Origin of the sequence: Brachybacterium sp. AOP29-B2-41 (assembly GCF_052378395.1) — a bacterium.
Lineage (GTDB): Bacteria > Actinomycetota > Actinomycetes > Actinomycetales > Dermabacteraceae > Brachybacterium.
Genome location: NZ_JBQSXR010000002.1, coordinates 196,000 through 214,814 on the forward strand (window position 1 = coordinate 196,000; position 18,815 = coordinate 214,814).

At 70.8% G+C, this 18,815-nt stretch carries 18 protein-coding genes; 12 read left to right on the plus strand and 6 right to left on the minus strand.

The features are described from left to right. Nucleotides 1–56 precede the first annotated feature (56 nt). From ACT3T9_RS03075 to ACT3T9_RS03085, 3 genes are all read left to right on the plus strand, one after another. Nucleotides 57–824, plus strand: a complete 768-nt coding sequence (locus ACT3T9_RS03075) for an ABC transporter ATP-binding protein (protein WP_441443168.1) — start codon at nt 57–59, stop codon at nt 822–824. Next, nucleotides 821–2,167, plus strand: a complete 1,347-nt coding sequence (locus ACT3T9_RS03080) for an FtsX-like permease family protein (RefSeq protein WP_444605944.1) — start codon at nt 821–823, stop codon at nt 2,165–2,167. The genes ACT3T9_RS03075 and ACT3T9_RS03080 overlap by 4 nt, the downstream gene beginning before the upstream one ends. A gap of 200 nt (nt 2,168–2,367) precedes the next feature. Further along, nucleotides 2,368–2,694, plus strand: a complete 327-nt coding sequence (locus ACT3T9_RS03085; protein ID WP_441443166.1) for a rhodanese-like domain-containing protein — start codon at nt 2,368–2,370, stop codon at nt 2,692–2,694. Nucleotides 2,695–2,776: 82 nt separating this feature from the next. Here ACT3T9_RS03085 and ACT3T9_RS03090 read toward each other — a convergent pair whose 3' ends face one another. Then, nucleotides 2,777–3,529 (minus strand): CPBP family intramembrane glutamic endopeptidase, encoded by a 753-nt coding sequence (locus ACT3T9_RS03090; protein WP_444600941.1) that lies wholly within the window; start codon nt 3,527–3,529, stop codon nt 2,777–2,779. A gap of 97 nt (nt 3,530–3,626) precedes the next feature. Between ACT3T9_RS03090 and ACT3T9_RS03095 the strand changes: the two genes are divergently transcribed. Then, the gene (locus ACT3T9_RS03095) at nt 3,627–4,316 is read left to right on the plus strand and encodes an SDR family oxidoreductase (RefSeq protein ID WP_444600942.1); all 690 of its coding nucleotides are present in this window, start codon (nt 3,627–3,629) and stop codon (nt 4,314–4,316) included. A 150-nt stretch (nt 4,317–4,466) separates the two neighbouring features. Here the strand turns inward: ACT3T9_RS03095 and purB are convergent, their stop codons facing one another. Both purB and ACT3T9_RS03105 read right to left on the minus strand, forming a co-directional pair. Next, nucleotides 4,467–5,882 carry an adenylosuccinate lyase gene (purB, locus tag ACT3T9_RS03100; protein WP_441443163.1) on the minus strand — a complete coding sequence of 472 codons (1,416 nt, stop codon included), beginning with the start codon at nt 5,880–5,882 and terminating at the stop codon, nt 4,467–4,469. Nucleotides 5,883–5,978: 96 nt separating this feature from the next. After that, nucleotides 5,979–6,392: a phage holin family protein gene (locus ACT3T9_RS03105; RefSeq protein WP_441443162.1), complete on the minus strand. Its 414-nt coding sequence runs from the start codon at nt 6,390–6,392 to the stop codon at nt 5,979–5,981. 108 nt (nt 6,393–6,500) lie between these two features. Between ACT3T9_RS03105 and ACT3T9_RS03110 the strand changes: the two genes are divergently transcribed. After that, the gene (locus ACT3T9_RS03110) at nt 6,501–7,592 is read left to right on the plus strand and encodes a histidinol-phosphate transaminase (protein WP_444605945.1); all 1,092 of its coding nucleotides are present in this window, start codon (nt 6,501–6,503) and stop codon (nt 7,590–7,592) included. A gap of 109 nt (nt 7,593–7,701) precedes the next feature. Here ACT3T9_RS03110 and trpB read toward each other — a convergent pair whose 3' ends face one another. The 3 genes from trpB to ACT3T9_RS03125 form a co-directional block, all read right to left on the minus strand. Beyond that, nucleotides 7,702–9,078 carry a tryptophan synthase subunit beta gene (trpB, locus tag ACT3T9_RS03115; protein ID WP_444502361.1) on the minus strand — a complete coding sequence of 459 codons (1,377 nt, stop codon included), beginning with the start codon at nt 9,076–9,078 and terminating at the stop codon, nt 7,702–7,704. A gap of 238 nt (nt 9,079–9,316) precedes the next feature. Continuing rightward, on the minus strand, nt 9,317–9,706 hold the full coding sequence (locus tag ACT3T9_RS03120; RefSeq protein WP_441443159.1) for a type II toxin-antitoxin system VapC family toxin: 390 nt from the start codon (nt 9,704–9,706) through the stop codon (nt 9,317–9,319). Further along, entirely contained in the window at nt 9,703–9,948 is a 246-nt protein-coding gene (locus ACT3T9_RS03125) for a type II toxin-antitoxin system Phd/YefM family antitoxin (RefSeq protein WP_441443158.1), read from the minus strand. The genes ACT3T9_RS03120 and ACT3T9_RS03125 overlap by 4 nt, the downstream gene beginning before the upstream one ends. 204 nt (nt 9,949–10,152) lie before the next feature. Here ACT3T9_RS03125 and ACT3T9_RS03130 point away from each other — a divergent pair, with 204 nt between their 5' ends. The 7 genes from ACT3T9_RS03130 (at nt 10,153) to ACT3T9_RS03160 (ending at nt 18,689) form a co-directional block, all read left to right on the plus strand. Further along, the gene (locus tag ACT3T9_RS03130) at nt 10,153–11,481 is read left to right on the plus strand and encodes an MFS transporter (protein WP_444502362.1); all 1,329 of its coding nucleotides are present in this window, start codon (nt 10,153–10,155) and stop codon (nt 11,479–11,481) included. 84 nt (nt 11,482–11,565) lie between these two features. Beyond that, complete coding sequence (locus ACT3T9_RS03135) at nt 11,566–12,858, plus strand: Gfo/Idh/MocA family protein (protein ID WP_441443156.1); 1,293 nt, start codon at nt 11,566–11,568, stop codon at nt 12,856–12,858. Between the two features lie 89 nt (nt 12,859–12,947). Then, entirely contained in the window at nt 12,948–13,151 is a 204-nt protein-coding gene (locus ACT3T9_RS03140; RefSeq protein ID WP_441443155.1) for a hypothetical protein, read from the plus strand. Between the two features lie 123 nt (nt 13,152–13,274). Further along, nucleotides 13,275–14,852 (plus strand): glycoside hydrolase family 3 N-terminal domain-containing protein, encoded by a 1,578-nt coding sequence (locus tag ACT3T9_RS03145; protein ID WP_444502363.1) that lies wholly within the window; start codon nt 13,275–13,277, stop codon nt 14,850–14,852. A gap of 139 nt (nt 14,853–14,991) precedes the next feature. Further along, complete coding sequence (locus ACT3T9_RS03150; protein ID WP_441443203.1) at nt 14,992–16,131, plus strand: thiamine pyrophosphate-dependent dehydrogenase E1 component subunit alpha; 1,140 nt, start codon at nt 14,992–14,994, stop codon at nt 16,129–16,131. Next, entirely contained in the window at nt 16,128–17,111 is a 984-nt protein-coding gene (locus ACT3T9_RS03155) for an alpha-ketoacid dehydrogenase subunit beta (RefSeq protein ID WP_442332403.1), read from the plus strand. Before ACT3T9_RS03150 ends, ACT3T9_RS03155 begins: the two co-directional genes overlap by 4 nt. 33 nt (nt 17,112–17,144) lie before the next feature. After that, nucleotides 17,145–18,689 carry a dihydrolipoamide acetyltransferase family protein gene (locus tag ACT3T9_RS03160; RefSeq protein WP_444605946.1) on the plus strand — a complete coding sequence of 515 codons (1,545 nt, stop codon included), beginning with the start codon at nt 17,145–17,147 and terminating at the stop codon, nt 18,687–18,689. The last annotated feature ends 126 nt before the right edge of the window (nt 18,690–18,815 follow it).

Consider the following 18,815-nt stretch of genomic DNA (forward strand, 5'->3'; position numbering starts at 1 on the left):
AGCCCGTACCGGCCCCACCTTCGCCGCGCGGCACGCACCAGGTCGCGCAGCCCGGGATGATGCACCCCTCACCGGTGCTCTCCGCCCGCGGGCTGCTCCAGAGCTACGGCACCGCCGGCACCACCACCCGGGCGCTGGACGGCGTGGACCTCGACATCGCCCGCGCCGATTCGCTCGCGGTGATGGGCCCCTCCGGCTGCGGCAAGACCACCCTGCTGCACATCCTCGCCGGGATCCTCACCCCGACCTCCGGCACCGTCCTGCACGAAGGCACCGACCTCGCATCACTGGGGGACCGCCGCCGCACCCGGCTGCGCCGCAGCGACTTCGGCTTCGTCTTCCAGGACGGCCAGCTGCTGCCTGAGCTGACCGCGCTCGAGAATGTGATCCTGCCGCGCATGCTCGGCGGCACCTCCCGACGCGCCGCGAGTGCCGAGGCGGCGTCTTGGCTGGACCGACTGGGCCTGTCCGGCATGCACGACCGCCGCCCCACCCAGCTCTCGGGCGGGCAGGCCCAGCGGGTGGCCATCGCCAGGGCGCTCGCCGGGCGCCCCTCGGTGGTCTTCGCAGACGAGCCCACCGGCGCGCTGGACCAGGCCACCGGCCAGACCGTGCTGCAGATCCTGGTGGACTCCTGCCGGGAGACCGGTGCGGCGCTGGTGATGGTCACGCACGATGCGAAGGTTGCCGCCGCCTGCCGCCGCACCGTCACCATGCAGGACGGCCGCATCGCGCAGGAGTACGTGCGCCCCGAGGCGACGGCCGCGACGGCCGGAGCGACGACCACCGGAGCGACTGCCATGACCACCGGAGATACCCGATGAACGCCCTGCTGGCCTCCGCCCCGCTGCTGCTGCGCCGACGCGGCGCCCTCGCCGACATCCTGCCCGTGATCGCCTTCGCCGCCGCCACCGCGATCACCGCGACGGTGATCGGCGGCGCCGCAGCATTCGTCGGCCGGATCCCTCCGGGCGATGTGCCGATGACCGGAGAGGCCTCGGTCATGCCGGTCCTCGCAATCTGTGCGCTGATCGCCTCAGTGCTGCTGGTGCCCAGCGCCGTCGGCCTCGGCGGCTCCGCCGCACGGCTGTCCCTCGCGCGCCGGGAGCAGGACCTCGCCGCCATGCGTCTGGTCGGCGGGACCAGCGGCCAGGTCGGTTCGGTCGCGGTGCTCGACGTCGCCGCTCAGTCACTGCTCGGCGCGGTGCTCGGCCTCGGCGCCCATGTGGCGGTGACTCCGGCCCTGACCCGTCTCGACTTCGGGATCGCCCCGTTCACCGTCCCCGATCTGCTGCTGCCGGTGTGGGCCTATCCCGTGCTCGTGGTCGCGCTCGTGCTGATCGCCGCCGGCTCTGCGGCCGTTTCCCTCGCCGGAGTCGTGCTCAGCCCGCTGGGCGTGGCACGTGACTCGCGGGTGGTGCGCCTGTCGGTGCTGCGCGTGGTGCTCTGGGCAGTGCTGATCGTGGGGTTCGTGGCATTCATGAACGTCGGCGGGATGCTGCTGGGCGAAGCGGGCACGGGGGTCTTGATCGCGATCATGATCCTGTTCATCGCCGCGATCGTCGCGGGGATCAATGTCGTGGGCCCCTTCATCGTGTGGGTCACCGCGCTGCTGCTCGCGAAGACCGCGCCCACTCCCTCGCTGATGGTCGGGGCGCGGCGCCTCGCCGGTGATCCGCGGGCTGGCTGGAGAGCCGTCTCCGGGATCACCTTCGCACTGGTCATCGCGGGCTTCCTCACCATGATCGCCACCCTCGGCGAAGCGACCAATCCCGAGGAGGCGATGATGTTCACCGCCATGACCACCGGTGGCCTGCTCACCTTGGGGATCGCCGCGGTGCTCGCCGCGGTCAGCACCGGGGTCTCCCAGACCGCCCGGGTGATCGACCAGGCCCCACGCCTGCGCGCCCAGCACATCGCCGGCGCCGAGGTGGGTCAGCTGCACCGCGCCCGCCTCGCCGAGATCGCGGTGCCCGTGGCGCTGAGCTCCATCATCGCGACCGGCACCGCGCTGCTGGTGCTGACCACCTTCCTCGGCGGCGCCCCGAGCGACCCGACGATGGCCGTGCAGTATCTGGCCAGCGTGCTCGGTGCCTACGCCCTGGTGATCGCTGCGGTGCTGGTCGGTTCGCCCCTGGTGAAGCGGTTCGCGACGCGCGCCGCCTGAGCGTGGTTCCGTCCCGCCTGAGCGGATTCCAGTACCGCCTGAGCGGATTCCAGTACCGCCTGAGCGGAGTCCGGTTCCGCCTGAACGGAGCCCAGGACCGCCCGGAGCGGGGCCACTGCTACCGACGGACGACCGGCCCCTTCCCGGGCTGGTCGCCCGTCGGCCCGCATCGAACTCCCGGCGGCCATTAGGCTGGATCCATGAACTTCGAGAACGTTGCTCCGAACGCGGTCCCCGAGGGCGTGCATCTCATCGATGTGCGCGAGCAGAACGAATGGGACGCCGGCCATGCCGCGACCGCCCAGCACCTCCCGGCCAGCACGCTGATGGAGAACCTCGACCAGCTGCCCGAGACCGATGACCCGCTGTACATCGTGTGCCGCAGCGGCGGCCGCAGCTTCCAGGTCGCCCAGTGGCTCAACGCCAACGGCTTCGAGGCGGTCAACGTCGCCGGCGGGATGGACCTGTGGTTCGAGTCCGGCCTGCCGATCGTCGCCGACGGCGAAGGCGAGGCGTACGTCCTCTGAGGCTCCGCGCTTCCGGGCGCCTCGACTCGAAGATCCCTTGCCGCTGAGATCAGCAGCCGGCGCGCAGCACCTCGGCCCGGCCTCAGGTGGAGATGAAGTCCTGCAGCAGGGCGTAGCCCACGAAGGCGAACACATCCAGCAGGGTGTGCGCGATGACCAGCGGCAACGTCCGCCGGGTACGCCGGTACCACTCGCCGAACACCAGCCCCATGACCAGATTCGCGAGCCCCGGGCCCACCCCCTGATAGGTGTGATAAGCCCCGCGCAGCAGGGCGGAGACGACGATGATCCGCCGCGGTGACCAGCCGAGCTTCTCGAGCCGCTGGAACAGGTAGCCCACCACGATCACTTCCTCCAGCACCGCGTTCTTCACCGCATGGAGGACCAGCACCGGCAGGGTCCACCAGTGGGTGTCCAGCGCCGCGGGGATCACCTCGACCGTCGCGCCCAGCAACCGACCCAGGTAGTAGATCGCGAGGCCCGGCAGACCGATCCCGGCGGTGATCAGCACGCCGTGCAGCAGATCCCGCAGCGGCCGGCCCAGATCCATTCCCAGATCCCGCAGCGCCTGCTGGAGCGAGCCTGCGGTCAGCGCGAGCAACAGCACCACCAGCGCGACCGGCACCAGCGCGAAACTGATCGACAGCAGCTGGTAGAGCAGGTCCAGCCACGCATCCTCCCGCAGCGAGGAGTTCAGCGCGGTGGACTGGCTGGAAAGCGGCCCCGCTGCAAGGGCCTGGGCGAGGGCGAGCAGCGAGTACACCGCGCTGCGGCCCAGGGAGAGGGCGAGGACGATCAGCACCTCGGCGCGCAGCCAGCGCCGGCTGGGGGTCATGAGCTCCACCCGCACATGCTCTCACCTGGCGGGCAGGGAAGGCAGACGGGCGGGGCAGCGACGGTCGCACGCAGCGGACCCGTGCCAGACTCGGGGCATGACCTCACCTGCTGTTCTGATCACCGGAGCCAGCCGCGGCATCGGCCGCGCCGTCGCCGAGGAGCTCGCCACCGATCACCACCTGCTCCTCGGCGGCCGTGATGCGGCTGCCCTCGAGGAGCTCGCCGCGCAGTTCCCCTCGGCGCAGCCCTTCGTCGCCGAGCTCACCGACTCCGCCGCCCTCGAGCGCGCCGTGGGGGCGCTGGAGCTTCCGCACGGGCTCGCCGGTGTCGTGCACTCGGCCGGGATCCTGGTCAGCGGCACCGTCGCAGATCTCGCCGCTGCGGACTGGAGCCGCTCCTTCGCGATCAACGTGGTGGCCGTGGCCGAGCTGACCCGGCTGCTGCTGCCGGCTCTGCGCCGCGCTCGCGGCACCGTGGTGACGATCAACTCCGGCTCGGGCTTCACCGCCGGGCCGGGCGGTGGCGCGTACAGCGCCTCGAAGTTCGCGTTGCGTGCGCTGACGGATTCGCTGCGCGCCGAGGAGCGCGAGCACGGAGTGCGGGTCAGCTCGGTCCATCCCGGACGGGTCGCCACCGATATGCAGCGCGAGCTGCGCGTCTTCGAGGGCGGCGAGTTCCGTGCCGAGGACTACATGGACCCGGCCACGGTCGCCGCGACCGTGGCGCTTGCACTGCGCCTGCCGGCGGATGCCAGCATCGACACCCTGTCGGTCAGACCCCGCTGACCGGGGGTCCCGACGACGGAGCGCCCTGCTGACCTGGGTGCCCCGCTGACGGAGCGCCCTGCTGACCGGGGTGCTCCGACGATGGAGTGCCCTGCTGACCGGGGTGCCCCGCTGGCCGGGGGCGGGCACAGTCGTGCCCGCCCGTCCGACTCAGGCCTGCTTGTCGTCCAGGTGGTCGACGAGCTGCCCGGCATAGCCGACGTAGCTGTGCGGGGTCAGCGCCAGCAGCCGCTCCTGCTCCTCCGCGGGCAGCCCGAGGGACCCGACGAACTCGCGCATGCCCTCCCCGTCCACGCGGTGGCCGCGGGTGAGGTCCTTGAGCCGCTCATAGGGGTTGTCCAGCCCGGGCACGCCCTGCACGCCGAGGGTGCGCATCACGGACTGCACCGCCTCGCCGAGCACCTCCCAGTTCCCGTCGAGATCGGCGGCCATGGCGTCGGCGTCCACGTCCAGGCCCGCGAGGCCCTTGCGGAGGTTCGCGATCGCCAGCAGCGAATGCCCGAGTGCAGGGCCGATGTTGCGCTGGGTGGTGGAGTCGGTGAGGTCCCGCTGCAGGCGGGTGGTGACCAGAGTCGAGGCCAGGGAGTCGAGCAGTGCCCCGGAGATCTCGAGGTTCGCCTCGGCGTTCTCGAAGCGGATCGGGTTCACCTTGTGCGGCATGGTCGAGGAGCCGGTGCCGCCCTGCGCGGAGAGGCGCTGACGGAAGTAGCCCAGCGAGATGTAGGTCCACACGTCGGTCGCGAGGTTGTGCAGGATCCGGCCGGCGCGGGCGATGTCCGAGTAGATCTCGGCCTGCCAGTCGTGGGACTCGATCTGCGTGGTCAGCGGGTTCCAGGTCAGCCCCAGGTGCTCCACGAAGGTGCGGGAGACCTGCTCCCAGTCCGCTGACGGCACGGAGACGGCATGCGCGGCGTAGGTGCCGGTCGCGCCGTTGATCTTGCCGAGGATCTCATCAGCGGCGATCCGGCGCTCCTGGCGACCCAGGCGGAACGCGAAGACCGCGATCTCCTTGCCGAGCGTGCTGGGGGTCGCGGGCTGGCCGTGGGTGCGCGAGAGCATCGGCACCTCGGCTGCAGCCTTAGAGAGGGCGGTGAGGTCCCCGATCACGTCACGCAGCGCGGGCAGCCACACCTGCTCGACCGCGCCCTTGACCATCAGGGCGTAGGAGAGGTTGTTGACGTCCTCGCTGGTGCAGTAGATGTGCACCACCTCGGCGAGCGGCTCGAGGGAGGTGCCGGCCAGGCGGCGCTTGATGTAGTACTCGATCGCCTTGACGTCGTGGACGGTCTCGCGCTCGATCTCGGCGTGCTCGGCGATGCCGTCTGCGCCGAAGTCCTCGGGGATGGCGCGCAGCAGGGCTCGCTCGTCCTCGGTGAGGGTGCGCAGGCCGGGGATGACCTGCTGATCGAGCAGGTGGATCATCCACTCGGTCTCGACCACCAGGCGGGAGCGGTTCAGCGCCGCCTCGGAGAGGTGGTCCACCAGCGGCGCGACCTGCGCGCGGTAGCGGCCGTCGAGCGGGGTCAGGGCGATCTGCGGGGTGATGTCCGCGAAGGAGTGAGCCATGGGGAGCATTCTCCCAGATTCGATCGCCCGGCCGACGAGCGCGCCGCCGGACGGACGGCTCAGGTGCTTCGCGTCATGGGTATGCGGGCGGGATGCTCACTCGCCGCTCGAGTAGCTGCGACGTCCCCGCTCGTCACCGAGCCCGGTGACCCCTTCGACGATCGCCGAGAGGATGCCGATGATCACGCCGGCCCCGAGCGCCCACCAGAAGCTGTCGAACTGCAGGGTCAGTCCGGCCAGGGCCGAGACCCAGCTCGCCAGCAGCAGCATGAGCGTGTTGATGACCAGCTGGAACAGGCCGAGCGTGAGACAGGTGATGGGGAAGGTGAGGAACTCCAGGATCGGCTTCACGATCACGTTGATCACTGCGAGGATCAGCGCGATCGCCCCGATGGTGAGGACCTGCGTGAGCACGCTCGCGCTGTCGTCGCCCAGATGCATGCCGGGCAGGATCAGCGCGGTGACCCACAGCGCGAGACCGGTGACGATGATGTGGCCGAGGAATCTCATGGCTCCATTATCTGCACTCATCCTGAGGGCGCCAGTGGGGCTATCCCCATCCTTGCTGTGCCCCGGACAACCCGCCCCGACGGCGCACGTGCGGCATACCCTGGCGGCATGTCCGACCAGCCACTGGAGAACGTCCGCCTGCGCTCCACCCTCGAGAACCTGCCCGCCTACGTCCCCGGCAAGCCTGCGGCCGACGACGGCATCGTGCGGTACAAGGTCTCCTCGAACGAGTCCCCGTTCGCACCCGTCGACGCTGTCCGCGACGCCGTGATCGCCTCCCTCGACGGGGCGCACCGGTATCCGGATGCGGCCGCCCTGGCGCTGCGCGAGACGCTCGGCGTGAAGCACGGCGTGGACCCCTCCCAGATCGCCCTGTCCACCGGATCGGTCGCCGTCTCCGGCGACCTGGTGCGTGCCGTGATGGGGGAGGGGGACGAGGTGGTCTTCGCCTGGCGCTCCTTCGAGGCCTACCCGATCCTCGTCGGCTCCCACGGCGGGGTCCCCGTCCCGGTGCCGCTGACCGCGAGCGGTGAGCACGATCTCGCGGCGATGGCCGCGGCGATCACCGACCGCACCCGCCTGGTGCTGCTGTGCACCCCGAACAACCCCACCGGTCCGTCGCTCTCGACCGAGCAGGTCGAGGAGTTCCTGGCACAGGTCCCCGACCACGTGGTGGTCGCGATCGACGAGGCCTACCGAGAGTTCCACGACCCCGCCACCGTGCTCGGCACCGCGGGGATCTTCCGCCGCCACGGCAACGTGGTGCTGCTGCGCACCTTCTCCAAGCTGCAGGGGCTGGCCGGCCTACGGATCGGCTACGCCGTCGCTCACCCACGACTCGCCCGGGCGCTGGGCCAGGTCACGGTGCCCTTCGGCACGAGCGTCCCCGCACAGGCCGCGGCGCTGGCAAGTCTGGACCCCGCGGTGCAGGAGGAGCTCGAGCGCCGCGCGGAGTGGATCCGCTCCGAGCGCTCGCGGGTGCTGCACGCGCTCGCCGGCCAGGGCTGGGAGCTGCCCGTCAGCCAGGGCAACTTCGTGTACTTCCCGCTCGGCGAGGACTCCGCGGCCTTCGCCGAGTTCGCCGATGCGCGAGGTCTCGTGCTGCGGGCCTACGGCACTGACGGGGTGCGTGCCACGATCGCCGAGCAGGAGGCGAACGATCTGATCATCGAGGTCGGCGGGGCCTGGCGCGAGCGCTGAGCAGGCCGTCCAGCCTGCCCAGCACCAGCACCTGTGCAGGCTCGACGCCGGCGCGAGGTGCGGCATCGCACCCCGCGCCCGGCACTCCCCGCACCAGGCGGTGAAGCGCTCAGCGCACGACCTCGTCGGCCTCTCCGCGCATCCCGATCCGCTCGGCGACGTAGTCGATGTCCTTGTCGCCCCGGCCGGAGAGGTTCACCAACAGGTGTGAGTCGGCGGGCAGCGACGGGGCGATGCGGATCGCGTGGGCCAGAGCGTGCGCGGACTCGAGCGCCGGGATGATGCCCTCGGTGCGGCTGAGCTGCTGGAAGGCCTCCAGCACCGCCTCGTCGCCCTCCTTGACGTACTCGACCCGGCCCAGCCTGTTGAGGTGTACATGCTGCGGGCCCACCCCGGGGTAGTCCAGCCCGGAGGCGATCGACTGGACCTCTGCGGCTTCCCCGTCGGAGTTCTGCAGCACCAGGGTGTCCATGCCGTGCAGCATCCCGGGGGTGCCGAAGGTCATGGTCGCCGCGTGCTGGCCGGGCTCGTCGCCCTGGCCGCCGGGCTCGACACCGATCAGGCGCACCTCGCGGTCCTCGAGGAAGCCGGTGAAGGCGCCCATCGCGTTCGAGCCGCCGCCCACCGAGGCGATCACCGCATCCGGCAGCCGCCCGTGAGCGGCGAGGAGCTGGGCCCGCGCCTCGCGCCCCACCACGGACTGGAAGTCGCGCACCATATCGGGGAAGGGGGCAGGCCCCACGACCGAGCCGATCGCGAAGAGGTATCGGGCAGGGTCTGCCGCGTAGACGGCGAATGCCGAGTCCACGGCCTCCTTGAGGGTCTGCTGACCGACCTCGACGGAGACCACCTTCGCGCCCAGCAGACGCATCCGCACCACGTTCGGGTGCTGCTTGGCGACGTCCACCGCACCCATGTGGATCTCGCATTCGAGCCCCACCAGGGCTGCGGCCGTCGCGAGCGCCACGCCGTGCTGGCCGGCGCCGGTCTCGGCGATCAGGGTGCGCTTGCCCATCCGCTTCGCGAGCAGCGCCTCGCCGATGGTGTGGTTGATCTTGTGCGCGCCGGTGTGGTTCAGGTCCTCGCGCTTGAGGTGGATGCGAGCGCCGCCGAGGGCATCGGAGAGGCGATCCGCGCTCGAGATCGGGGAGGGTCGGCCCACGACGTCCCGCAGCAGGCGCGAGTACTCGGTGTAGAACTCCGGATCGTGGCGTGCTTCCTCATAGGCCGCGGCAACCTCCGCCATCGGACCCACCAGCGGCGGTGGCAGGACCGCACCGCCGAACTCCCCGAAGCGGCCTCCGGTGTTCCCGGCGAACTCGGGGGAGTGGGTGAGGGTCGTGGCCTCGGCGAGGGTGTGAGGCTCATGCGCCGCCGGAGCGGCTGAGGCGGCTGAGCTGGAGGCGGCGGGCGCCGATGCTGCCGGGACGGGGATATCCGAGGAAGGAGTGTCCGACGATGCGGCGGACGAGACGGTGCTGGTCATGAGGGTTCTCCGATGTACGGGCCCGTCGCGGGCTGCTCCATTGCAGAAAGAAGCCGCCCGGCAGTGGGCGGCTTCTGTGTCAGCACATGCGACAGGGGACCGCCCTCAGACGGCCCACCAGCTGATCTTCGCGATGCGCATGGCACGGACAATAGCCCAGAGCCAGGGCGTCACGGTGCCAAGTCCACCGTGGTAGCCAGGAGTGGCTGGGCGCAGTGAGGGCCGCCATGTCAGGGCCTCACGCCGGGGACAGGATCGTGAGCCCCTCGATGGCGGCGGCCTCCGCCTGGCGAGTGTCATAGGTCAGCAGAGTGCCCGCCTCCGCGGTCAGTGCGGTCGCGACATGAATCGCATCCAACGTCCCCAGATGGGGAAAGCTCAACCGGCCCGCGAGCGCGAGGATGCCCTCGGTGAGTCGAAGGGTGTGGAACGGCCGCAGCACAGGCTCTACCCGGGACGCCTCGAGGCCGAGACGGATCGCCAGCCGCCGCAGCTCGACCGTGGCGATCGTGGAGATCGCGAACTGTGTGCCCGCCTGCCCTTGGGTAACCAGATGGGCGCGGAGGGGATCAGACTCGGGCTCCTCCACGAGGAGCTTGGCGAGTGCGGAGGTGTCCAGATGGATCATCGATCGCCACGCAGCTCGCGGAGCGCGTCACCGGCGGACTCCTGGATCTGCGCTCCGGGAGGGAAGGAGAAGTCGCCGGAACCCTCGCGCAGGACCAGCCCGTCGAGTGGCTGCTCGGAAATGGGGGAGACCACAGCGACCGGGGTTCCGCGCGTGGTCACCCGGAACGACTCTCCCTGGGTCACCTGGCGCAGGACGGCGGCCGAGTCGTTCCTCAGCTCGCGCTGACTGATCGTCTTCATGCGACCATTGTAGCGTTCGTGTAGCACTTGTGTCGGCCCCGTGGGGACGGCTGTCCACCCGTCCACTTCGGCTGCCCTGGGCGGACATCACTACCGCCGAGGTGCCTCGCACCGATAGCCTCGGAGGTGGTCGGGACCCAGCCGCTGCGGGAAGGGCGCCCGAGGCGTCCGGTCCGACTGCCCGACTTTGCCGAAGGACCATCCATGAGCACGCCCCCCGCGCCCGCCCCCGCACTCGGAGGGCCCCGCGCGTACCTGGTGTGGATCGCGGCCGTGACGGCCTACTCGATCGCGGTGCTGCAGCGCACCACGATGGGGGTCGCGGGGCTCGAGGCGGCGGACCGCTTCGGCGCCTCGGCGACCATCGTCTCCAGCTTCGTGGTGCTCCAGCTCGGCGTCTACGCCCTCGCGCAGGTCCCTGCCGGCATGCTGCTGGATCGCTACGGCTCTCGCGTCACCCTGGTCTCCGGGGCGCTGCTGATGGGCATCGGGCAGCTGCTGATGGCGCAGACCGAGACCTTGGGCACCGCGATGATCGCCCGGATCATCCTCGGCGCCGGTGATGCGCTGACCTTCTCGAGCGCGATCCGCCTGGTCCCGGCCTGGTTCCCTCCGGGACGGGTGCCGCTGCTCACCCAGCTCACCGGAATCCTCGGCCAGGTGGGACAGATCGCCTCGGCCGTGCCCTTCGTGGCGCTGCTGAGTCTCGCCGGCTGGGGCACCGCCTTCACGTCGGCCGCCTCCCTCAGCGCGGTGGCCGCCCTGCTGGTCCTGCTGGTGGTGCGGGCGAGCCCGGCCAGGATCCCGCGCCCCCGGGTGAAGCAGGATCTGCGCCGGATCCCGCAGGTGCTGGTGCGGATCATCCGCCACCCCTCCACCCAGCTGGGCTTCTTCATGCATTTCACCGCCGGCTTCACCGGTATCGCGTTCTCCATGATGTGGGGATACCCGTATCTCACCGCGGGGGAGGGGCTCAGCCGGCCTGCCGCCTCGGCGGTGATGACGGTGCTGGTGGTGGTGGCGATCATCGCCGGGCCCGTGATCGGCTCGCTCACCCAGCGCCACCCGCTGCGCCGCTCGACCCTGGTGCTGCTGATCGTGGTCAGCATCGTGGTGCCGCTGCTCGCACTCGTGTTGTGGCCCGGCCCGGCGCCGATCTGGCTGCTGATCCTGCTGGTCGCCGGCTTCTCGATCGGCGGTCCCGCCAGCAGCGTCGGCTTCGACTTCCCGCGCACGGATCTGGCCCGGCACCGGCTGGGCACCGCGACCGGGGTCGTGATCATGGGCGGCTTCATCGGCGGTCTGATCTCGATCCTGCTCATCGGCGTGGTGCTGGACCTGCTGCGGCCCGACGGCAACTACGACCTGGCGGCCTTCCGGCTCGCCTTCGCCGTGCAGCTGCCGATGCTCGCGATCGGGGTGGCCGGGATGCTGATCACGCGCCGGAACCTGCGGCGGAGGATGGCCGCTCGTGGCCAGGAGGTGCCGCTGTGGCGCGACGTCTGGCGCTCGGGCCGCTGGCGCCGGCTCTGACCCGGCCCTGGGTTGCTGAGGGCTTGCCGCATCCCAGTACCCTGACGTAGCGTTCCTCCCATCACTTACTTTCAAGGAGAAACAATGTCGTTCACGCTGGGCATCGTCGGAATCGGTCAGTTCGGCTCCCACTTCGCGGAGCTCTTCGCCGCCCATCCCGAGATCGACGCGCTCTACGCCGTCGACGCCGTGCCCGAGCGGATCGACGCCCTCGAAGCTCGGGGCGTCGCGTTCGACAAGCGATTCGACACCCTCGAGGATCTGCTGGCCTCCGACGTCGACGCGGTCGCGATCTTCACCCAGCGCTGGACCCACGGCGAGCACGCCCTGGCCGCACTGCGGGCCGGCAAGCACGTCTACTCCGCGGTGCCGATGGCGATCAAGGAGGAGGAGATCCGGGCGATCACCGAGGAGGTGCAGCGCACGGGGCTCGTCTACATGATGGGCGAGACCAGCCAGTACAACGCCGCCGTGGTGCTGGCCCGCCGCATCCACCGCTCCGGCGCCTTCGGCGAGGTGTTCTACGCCGAGGGTGACTACGTCCACGACATGGACCTCGGCTTCTACGACGCCTACAAGTACTCCGGCGGCGAGAACTGGAAGTCCACCGCGTCCTACCCGCCGCTGCTGTACCCGACCCACTCCATCGGCGGCATCCTCGGCGTGCTGGGGGAGCGGCATGCCGTGTCCGTCTCGGCGCTGGGCCGCCCCGACACCCGCGGGGACGGCGTGTTCGACAAGGACGTCTCGATGTTCGGCAACGACGTCAGCAACGCCTTCGCCCTGTTCGGCATGGACAACGGGGGCGCCTTCCGCACCAACGAGCTGCGCCGCGTGGGCTACCCCAGCCACAAGCGCGAATCCCGCTTCCGCTTCTTCGGCGAGGAATCCTCCTTCGAGGAGACCATCGACGTCACCTACTGGCACGACAAGAAGCGCGTGCTGGAGGTGACCGGGCAGATCGCCACCGGTGCGACCATGAGCCTGGACGACCCGCGCCTGGCGGACGTCTCCCCGGCCCTGCGCGACGCCTTCGTCGCGGGTGCCGCTCCCGCCCACCACCAGGAGCGCCTGCCCAAGGAGTTCCAGGGAATGCCCAACGGACACGAGGGCGCCCACCACTTCCTGGTCGACGACTTCGCCCGCGCCGTGGTCGACGGCATGCAGCCGATGGTCAACGCCTGGCAGGCGGCCCGCTACACGCTGCCCGGGGTCATCGCCCATCAGTCGATGAACCAGGCTGGCGAGCGGCTCGTGATCCAGGACCTCGGGGACTGCCCCCTGCCGGTCCAGGACCTCGATAAGGACCAGGAGCCGATCGACCTCGAGGCGCTCTACGCGGCGCAGGAGGCGGCCAAGGGATCAGCCGCCGAGTGAGCCGTGGCGGGCGGGCCGCGCGAGGGAACCCCTTCTCGGCCCGCCCGCACCCTGGAGTTCCCGGCCCGCGGGACCCTAGAGTTCAGGGCATGATCTCTCCCGATTTCCGCAAGGCAGCCCAGCACACGATTCTCTACGCCCTGGAGCGCCAGGAGGCGCTCGACGAGGCCCTCACCGACGCTCTCGGGAAGTACCGGTGGGACCTCGACCTCTCACGCCACCAGATCACCTGGCCAGGCGTCCTTCGGAGGTGGGATGCGGAGGTGTGCGGAACGAGTTCATCCTCGCGCTGACCTTCATACAGGACAGCTCGAAGTAGACCGTCCATCATCACCCTGCCGGTCGTGATCTTCTTCGTGCTGGTCCAGCGCAACCTCGCCCAGGGCATGACCGCCGGCGCTGTGAAAGGCTGAGGCATGGAACGTGCCTCGTGGGATGCCGACGTCGCGGATCTCGGCACCGTGGATGTCGGCGCCTGGGATCCCGACGCGCTTGGCGTGCTGATGGCGCCCTTCACTGGCACGACGCTGCCGCAATGGATAGGTGCGGCGCTGGATGCGGGCCTGATCTCGGTGATCCTGTTCGGCCACAACACCCCTGACGCCGGCACCGCCGGGCGCCTCGCCCGTGCAGTGCACGAGCGTGCCGAGGAGTGTGTGGTCGCGATCGACGAGGAGGGCGGGGACGTCACCCGCCTCCAGGCGCTCACCGGCTCCTCCCTCCCGACCGCCTGGGCGCTCGGGGAGGTGGACGACATCGAGCTGACCCGGGAGGTCGGCAAGGCGCTCGGGGACCTGCTCGCCGCCTGCGACCTGGACCTCGACCTCGCTCCCGTGCTGGACGTCTCCACCGACCCGGCGAACCCGGTGATCGGCACCCGCGCCTTCGGCGATGATCCCGACCGGGTCGCCGCCCATGCCAAGGCCTTCGCGACCGGGCTGATGGAGGCGGGGCTCGGCACCTGCGCCAAGCACTTCCCCGGCCACGGCGCCACCGCCACCGACTCCCACACCGCCCTGCCGCTGATCGATCTCGATGCCCGACAGTTCGAGCGCGAGCACCTCGCCCCCTGGGGGATCGCGCCCTGGCTCGACAGCATCATGACCGCGCATGTGCTGGTCCCCGCCTATGGAGTCGGCCCCGCCTCGATCTCCCCCTGGTCGCGGCCGCTGCTGGACCAAGCTGTGGGCGGCACCTACCAGGGCCTCGTGATCACCGACGCACTGGACATGGCGGCTGTCGCCACGGATCCCGGCTACGGCGAGTCCGTGGTGCGGGCGGTCGAGGCCGGCGCGGACCTGCTGTGCCTGGGCACCTCTCTGCGCCGTGATGACCAACTGATGCTCCGTGAGGCCCACGACGCCCTGCTGGACGCGATCGACAGCGGCCGGCTCCCCCGGGAGACGCTGCGCGCCCGGGCCGCGCGCACCCGCTCCCGCCTGCACTCCCTGCGCGTCCGGCGCCGTTTCGTGCCCGCCCCGGCGCTCGAGGATGCGCTGCGTCGCGCCGAGCTCCTCGGCGCCGAGGCGGCAGCCCGCGCGGTCCGGGCCCGCCACGCCTCCCTCACGCTGGACCCCGCCATGGTGGTCGACCTGCGCGTCCGTTCCCAGCACGCCTCCGGCGCCCGCTCCCAGCAGCTCGTCGACGCGCTCCGCGAGCGCGGGGTGCAGGCCGCAGAGCCCGACTATCCCGACCAGCCCGGCCCGCCCGACTATCCCGGCCCGCCCGACTATCCCGGCCCGCCCGGCCAGGTCGGCCAGAAGGGCCTGCAGAGCGCCGCCGCCCAGCTGCTCGTGATCACCCGGCTGCCGCGCAGCGACCCCGAGGAGGGGCAGCGCCTGGCCGCCCTGCTCGCCCGGAACCCCGAGGCGATCGTGGTCCACACCGGAGTGCCCGATGCCGCCCCGGACCACCGCCGCCTCGTGCTCGCCCACGGCGGCGGCCGCACCATGATGCGCGCCGCGGTCGACCTGATGCTCGGCGGGCCGCGATGATGCTGCATGGAGGGGCGCTGCACGGGCGAGAAGCGCGCCGAACCGGAGGCGGCTCCCTTGACCTTACGGTCCCGTAAGTTACGCTACCCGGGTGAGTGTCTTCCGTTCCACGATCCCTGATGTCGCGGCTGAGGAGCCGATGGTCCAGCTCCTCGCGGCCGACGGCACCCGCACCCCGCACGACGAGCTCGACGCCGTGCTCGAGGAGAGCGGCCTGGCCACCCCCGAGCGACTGCGCGGCTACTACCGCGACATGGTGATGATCCGCGCGGCGGATGTCGAGGCGACCAGCCTGCAGCGCCAGGGACAGCTAGGGCTGTGGGCCAGCGCGCTCGGCCAGGAAGCAGCCCAGATCGGTGCCGGCCACGCCTCCCGCGAGCAGGACTACCTGGTGCCCACCTACCGTGAGCACGGCATCGCCTGGGCGCGCGGGATCGAACCCTGGCGCCTGCTGGAGTCCTTCCGCGGGGTCAGCCACGGCGGTTGGGACCCCAATGAGCTGCGCACCCACCCCTACATGATCGTGCTCGGCTCGCAGGCCCCGCACGCCGTCGGCTATGCGATGGGGCTGCAGCGCGATGGGGTGGTGGGCACCGGCCAGCCGGAGACCGACACCGCCGTCCTCGCCCTGTTCGGCGACGGCGCCTCGAGCGAGGGAGAGGTCTCGGAGGCCTTCACCTTCGCCGCCTCCTTCCAGGCGCCGGTCGTGTTCTACACCCAGAACAACCAGTGGGCGATCTCCGTGCCCACCTCGGTGCAGTCCCGGGTCCCGCTCGCCCAGCGCTCCCGCGGCTGGGGGATCCCCTCGGTGCGAGTGGACGGCAACGACGTGCTCGCCGTGCTCGGCGCCGTGCGCATCGCACTGGACTCCGCACGGGCGGGTAAGGGCCCCGTGTTCGTCGAAGCCCTCACCTACCGCATGGCCTCCCACACCACCAGCGATGACGCCTCCCGCTACCGCCCCTCCTCCGAGGAGGAGGAATGGGCCGAGAAGGATCCGATCCTGCGCCTGCGCCGCCACCTCGAGCAGATCGGCGAGATCGACGAGGCGTACATCGCTCGCTGCGAGGAGGAGGCGCACGACCTCGCCATGCAGCTGCACCACCACATCCACGGCATGGCGGACCCGGACCCGGTGGGCATGTTCACCCATGCCTACGCCGAGCCCCATCCGATCGTCGAGGCCGAACGGGAGCAGTACCTCGAGTACGTCGCCCAGTTCGAAGACGAGAACGACGCCGCCGACGAGAGCGACGAGCAGAACGGGACGCACGCATGAGCAGCACCAACCTCCCGATCGCGAAGGCGATCACCGCCGGGCTGCGCGACGCGATGGCCGCGGACGACAAGGTCCTGCTGATGGGCGAGGACATCGGCGTGCTCGGCGGCGTCTTCCGAGTCACCGACGGCCTGCACGCCGAATTCGGCTCCCAGCGCGTGGTGGACACTCCGCTTGCCGAGGCCGGCATCGTGGGCACCTCTGTGGGCCTGGCCGTGCGCGGCTACCGGCCCGTGGTCGAGATCCAGTTCGACGGCTTCGTGTTCCCCGCCTTCAACCAGATCACCACCCAGGTCGCGAAGATGCACAACCGCACCGCCGGTGCGGTGCACATGCCGATCGTGATCCGGATCCCCCACGGAGGCGGGATCGGTGCGATCGAGCATCACTCCGAGAGCCCGGAGGCGCTGTTCGCGCACACCGCGGGCCTGCGGATCCTGGCTCCTGCGACCGCGCAGGACGCCTACTGGATGACCCGCCAGGCCATCGAGTGCGAGGACCCGGTCATCATCTTCGAGCCCAAGAAGCGGTACTGGGTCAAGGGCGATGTGGATCCCGACCACCGTCCTGAGCTGTCCCCGTGGGAGGCTGCGGTGGTGCGACCCGGAACCGACGCCACGCTGCTGGCCTGGGGACCGAGCATGCCGCTGGCGCTCGAGAGCGCGGAGGCCGCCGCCGAGGACGGCATCGACCTGGAGGTCATCGACGCCCGCTCGCTGGCACCCATCGACTACCCGACCATCGTCGCCTCGGTGAAGCGCACCGGCCGCCTGCTGATCACCCACGAGGCCCCGGTGCTCGGCGGCCTCGGCGGGGAGATCGCGGCCCGGATCTCCGAGGAGTGCTTCTACCACCTCGAAGCCCCGGTGCTCCGCGTCGGCGGCTACCACCTGCCCTACCCGCCCTCGCGGATGGAGCATGCCTACCTTCCCGACCTCGACCGGGTGCTCGACGGCGTGGACCGCCTGCTCGAGCACTGACGGAAGCGCCTCGCGCGTGAAAGGATCACGACCATGAATGCCGCCACCTCTGCAGGCTCCGCCGGAACTTCCGGCGCGAGCTCGATCGTGACGATCCCGCTCAACGACCCCGGGGAAGGCCTCACCGAGGCCGAGATCCTGGAGATCAAGGTCGCCGTGGGCGATCGCGTCGAGATCAACGCCGCGGTGGTCGAGGTCGAGACCGCCAAGAGCGCCGTCGAGCTGTCCACCCATGTCGCCGGCACCGTCGTCGCGATCCTCGTCAAGGTCGGCGACGAGGTGCCAGTGGGTGCCGGGCTGATCCAGGTCGACACCGCCGGCGGCGCGGCGCCCGCTGCTGCGCCGCAGCCCGGTGATGAGGCTCAGCCCGCCGCCGCGCAGCGAAGCTCTGCGCAGTCGAACTCCGCGCAGTCGAACTCCGTGCAGTCGAACTCTGCACAGCCCGAGGCGGACCCGTCGGCCGAGGAGCTCGCCGCGCAGTCCACGTCCGCCTCCTCTGCTGCGTCAGCCGCTGCGACGGAGGAGCCGAAGAACCTGGTCGGCTATGGCGCACAGGCCGCCCCGCAGCGCCGCCGGCGCCGGCTCGCCGAACCGGCCCAGTCCGATGACGGCCAGCAGGTGCCGATCGGCCGCATCCTGGCCAAGCCGCCCGTGCGCAAGCTCGCCCGTGATCTCGGCGTCGCGCTGCACGAGGTGCTCGCCACCGGGCCCGAGGGGACCGTCACCCGCCAGGACGTGCTGAACGCGCAGCAGCGCTCATATGGCGGCGAGACCGACGGAGACTACTTCCCCGAGGAGTCCCCGCAGGCCCCGGAAGGTCTCGGCGGCGCGATGAAGTCCACGCGCGACCAGCCGTTCTCGGGTGTCACGAGCGACGATCGCACCACGCGGGTGCCGATCCGCTCGGTGCGCAAGCGCACGGCGGAGGCGATGGTGGCCTCGGCCTTCACCGCACCCCATGTGACGGTCTTCAACGAGATCGACATGACCCACGCAGTGCAGATCGTCACCCAGCTGCGCGCCTCCCGCGAGTGGGCCGACGTCAAGATCAGCCCCCTCGCCGTGATCGCGAAGGCGCTGCTGGTCGCGATCCGTCGCAACCCCGAGGTCAATGCTTCCTGGGACGAGGCCGCCCAGGAGATCGTCTACAAGCACTACGTGAACCTCGGCATCGCTGCGGCGACGCCCCGCGGACTGATCGTGCCGAACCTCAAGGACGCGCATCTGATGACCCTGCGGGAGCTGGCCGAGGGCATCAGCGAGCTCGCTCGCACCGCTCGCGCCGGCCGCACCTCGCTGCGCGACACCCGCGACGGCACCATCACGGTCACCAACTACGGCGTGTTCGACATCGACTCCGGCACCCCGATCCTGAACCCGGGGGAGTCCGCGATCCTCGGGGTGGGCGCGATCAAGGAGAAGGCATGGGTGGTGGACGGGCAGATCGTGCCGCGCCAGGTCGCCACGCTGTCACTCAGCTTCGACCACCGCCTGATAGACGGCGCCCTGGGCGCGGAGCTGCTCCGCGACGTCTCCGCAGTGCTGGAGGACCCCTCCCTGGGGCTTGTGTGGGGTTGAGCGACGAACTGCGCAGCTGGAGCCGTCGGCGAGCGTGCGAGTCGGCGGTGGAGGCGGAGCGGGAGGAGCTCGACCTGAAGGTGTGGGGTTGAGCGCCTCGGCGGCGGGAGCGGTCAGCGGCGGCGC

Excerpts from the sequence above, each read along its gene's own strand:
- ACT3T9_RS03075 (WP_441443168.1), top strand. The coding sequence starts at position 57 with ATGATGCACCCCTCACCGGTGCTCTCCGCCCGCGGGCTGCTCCAGAGC.
- ACT3T9_RS03080 (WP_444605944.1), top strand. The coding sequence starts at position 821 with ATGAACGCCCTGCTGGCCTCCGCCCCGCTGCTGCTGCGCCGACGCGGC.
- ACT3T9_RS03085 (WP_441443166.1), top strand. The coding sequence starts at position 2,368 with ATGAACTTCGAGAACGTTGCTCCGAACGCGGTCCCCGAGGGCGTGCAT.
- ACT3T9_RS03090 (WP_444600941.1), bottom strand. The coding sequence starts at position 3,529 with ATGACCCCCAGCCGGCGCTGGCTGCGCGCCGAGGTGCTGATCGTCCTC.
- ACT3T9_RS03095 (WP_444600942.1), top strand. The coding sequence starts at position 3,627 with ATGACCTCACCTGCTGTTCTGATCACCGGAGCCAGCCGCGGCATCGGC.
- purB (WP_441443163.1), bottom strand. The coding sequence starts at position 5,882 with ATGGCTCACTCCTTCGCGGACATCACCCCGCAGATCGCCCTGACCCCG.
- ACT3T9_RS03105 (WP_441443162.1), bottom strand. The coding sequence starts at position 6,392 with ATGAGATTCCTCGGCCACATCATCGTCACCGGTCTCGCGCTGTGGGTC.
- ACT3T9_RS03110 (WP_444605945.1), top strand. The coding sequence starts at position 6,501 with ATGTCCGACCAGCCACTGGAGAACGTCCGCCTGCGCTCCACCCTCGAG.
- trpB (WP_444502361.1), bottom strand. The coding sequence starts at position 9,078 with ATGACCAGCACCGTCTCGTCCGCCGCATCGTCGGACACTCCTTCCTCG.
- ACT3T9_RS03120 (WP_441443159.1), bottom strand. The coding sequence starts at position 9,706 with ATGATCCATCTGGACACCTCCGCACTCGCCAAGCTCCTCGTGGAGGAG.
- ACT3T9_RS03125 (WP_441443158.1), bottom strand. The coding sequence starts at position 9,948 with ATGAAGACGATCAGTCAGCGCGAGCTGAGGAACGACTCGGCCGCCGTC.
- ACT3T9_RS03130 (WP_444502362.1), top strand. The coding sequence starts at position 10,153 with ATGAGCACGCCCCCCGCGCCCGCCCCCGCACTCGGAGGGCCCCGCGCG.
- ACT3T9_RS03135 (WP_441443156.1), top strand. The coding sequence starts at position 11,566 with ATGTCGTTCACGCTGGGCATCGTCGGAATCGGTCAGTTCGGCTCCCAC.
- ACT3T9_RS03140 (WP_441443155.1), top strand. The coding sequence starts at position 12,948 with ATGATCTCTCCCGATTTCCGCAAGGCAGCCCAGCACACGATTCTCTAC.
- ACT3T9_RS03145 (WP_444502363.1), top strand. The coding sequence starts at position 13,275 with ATGGAACGTGCCTCGTGGGATGCCGACGTCGCGGATCTCGGCACCGTG.
- ACT3T9_RS03150 (WP_441443203.1), top strand. The coding sequence starts at position 14,992 with ATGGTCCAGCTCCTCGCGGCCGACGGCACCCGCACCCCGCACGACGAG.
- ACT3T9_RS03155 (WP_442332403.1), top strand. The coding sequence starts at position 16,128 with ATGAGCAGCACCAACCTCCCGATCGCGAAGGCGATCACCGCCGGGCTG.
- ACT3T9_RS03160 (WP_444605946.1), top strand. The coding sequence starts at position 17,145 with ATGAATGCCGCCACCTCTGCAGGCTCCGCCGGAACTTCCGGCGCGAGC.